2 protein-coding genes and 1 pseudogene are annotated in these 2,029 nt (G+C 74.9%); 1 reads left to right on the forward strand and 2 read right to left on the reverse strand.

All coding sequences use genetic code 11. The features are described 5' to 3' along the window. Both panC and QR77_RS41875 read right to left on the reverse strand, forming a co-directional pair. Window positions 1–726, reverse strand: a 726-nt coding sequence (gene panC / locus QR77_RS41870) for a pantoate--beta-alanine ligase (protein WP_107069184.1), incomplete at its 3' end; no start/stop codon positions are given. Beyond that, window positions 723–1,733 carry a DUF2520 domain-containing protein gene (locus tag QR77_RS41875; RefSeq protein ID WP_236711266.1) on the reverse strand — a complete coding sequence of 337 codons (1,011 nt, stop codon included), beginning with the start codon at window positions 1,731–1,733 and terminating at the stop codon, window positions 723–725. The genes QR77_RS41875 and panC, both read right to left, overlap by 4 nt. A 109-nt stretch (window positions 1,734–1,842) precedes the next feature. On the opposite strand from QR77_RS41875, the pseudogene QR77_RS47280 reads away from it, so the two are divergent. Further along, window positions 1,843–2,029: pseudogene (locus QR77_RS47280) on the forward strand (hypothetical protein); the annotation flags it as partial.

A 2,029-nucleotide genomic window follows, 5' to 3' on the forward strand; every position in this document is an offset into this window, starting at 1 on the left:
TCCCGAGGCGGCGCGGGCGCGCAGCGCGTGCTGGGCGCCGAGGCGGTCGCGGGCGGCGAAGAGCGCGCGGGAGATGAGGAGGGCGGTGCGCCGGTCGTCGCCGGACAGGTAGCGGTTACGACTGGAGAGCGCGAGGCCGTCCGTGTCGCGGGCGGTCGGCGCGCCGACGATCTCGACCGGGAAGTTCAGGTCCCGGACCATGCGGCGGATCAGCGCCAACTGCTGGGCGTCCTTCTGGCCGAAGAGGGCGAGGTCGGGCCGGGTGAGGTGGAGCATCTTGGCGACGACGGTGAGCATGCCGTCGAAGTGGCCGGGCCGCGCCGCCCCTTCGAGCCGCCCGCCCATGGGTCCGGCCGCGATCCTGACCTGGGGGGCGCCGCCGGGGTAGACCTCGTCGGCGGACGGGGCGAAGACGGTGTCCGCACCCGCTTCCGCCGCGATCTTCAGGTCGGCCTCCAGCGTGCGGGGGTAGCGGTCGAGATCCTCGCCCGCGCCGAACTGGAGGGGGTTGACGAAGACCGTGACGATCACGAAGCCGGCCGGGCCGACCTGGGCGCGCGCGGCCCGTACGAGGCTCGCGTGCCCGTCGTGCAGCGCGCCCATGGTCATGACGAGGGATATGGGTCCCCCGTGGCCGGTACCTTCGTCGTTCGCGCTTCCGTGATCCGTACGGGCCGCGAGGAGCCGGTCCAGCTCCGCGCGCGTGGAGGTGAGTGCGAAGGTCATCGGGCGCCCCCGCCGTCGCCTCCGGGCGCGCCTCCGAGCCGGTCACCGTCGGCGAGGACGTCGAGCAGGTCCTCGGCCAGCTCCGGCTTCAGCAGGCCGTGCGCCAGCGCGCGGTCCGCCGTCGTACGCGCCATCGCGAGGTATCCGGCGACGGCTCCCGGCGCGTGCGCGCGCAGCTCGGCGACGTGTGCGGCGACCGTGCCCGCGTCACCGCGCGCGACCGGCCCGGTGAGGGCCGCGTCGCCGGAGCGAAGGGCGTTGTCGAGGGCCGCGCCGAGCAGCGGTCCCAGCATGCGGTCCGGGGCCTCGACACCGGCGGTGCGCAGCAGCTCCATCGACTGGGCGACCAGCGTGACCAGGTGGTTGGCGCCCAGCGCCAGGGCCGCGTGGTAGAGCGGGCGGGACTCCTCGGCGATCCACTCGGGTTCGCCGCCCATCTCGATGACCAGCGCCTGGGCGGCGAGCCGCAGCTCCTCGGGCGCTGTGACCCCGAAGGAGCAGCCCGCCAGCCGCTGCACGTCCACGGAGGAGCCGGTGAAGGTCATGGCCGGGTGCAGCGCGAGCGGCAGCGCCCCGGCGCGCGTGGCGGGGTCGAGCACCTGCGTGCCGTACCGCCCTGAGCTGTGGACGACAAGCTGGCCGGGGCGGACGGCCCCCGTCTCGGCGAGCCCCTCCACCAGTCCGGGGAGCGCGTCGTCGGGCACGGTCAGCAACACCAGATCGGCGCGCTCCAGCACCTCGGCGGGGGTGACCAGCGGAACGTCGGGGAGCAGCGCGGCCGCCCTCCGTACGGACGCGTCGGAGACGCCCGACACGGCGACCGGACGGTGTCCGGCGAGCTGGAGGGAGGCGGCGAGAGCCGGGCCGACGCGGCCCGCGCCGACCACTCCGACCGTGAGCCTGGCAGGGCGGTCACGGGGGTCGGGGGCTTCCTGTCCTGGTACTGGATTCACTCGGTGGCGCCTTCCGTTCCAGTCCGCGGCGGGTACCGGACGATTTCCCGCCATGCTACGCCAGCGGGCCCCGCCCCCCTTCAGTTGTCCACAACCTCCCCGGCCCCGCACGGGCGCGCACAAGGCTGTTGGCAACAGGAGATCGCTGGCCGATGATCGGCTCATGCGAGAGAGCACGGAAGAGACGGACAAGGCCCAGGAACAGGCCCCGGAACAGGCCCCGGAAAACGCCGACGCCGGCGTACGGGACGACGCGCCCGACAGCGCGCCCGACGCCGCGTCGGAGGCCGAGGCGCAGCGGCGGCGCAAGGCCGCCTGGCGGGCCGCCGAGCGGGCCCTGACGCACGCCT

Source organism: Streptomyces sp. 150FB (assembly GCF_000818195.1).
GTDB lineage: Bacteria > Actinomycetota > Actinomycetes > Streptomycetales > Streptomycetaceae > Streptomyces.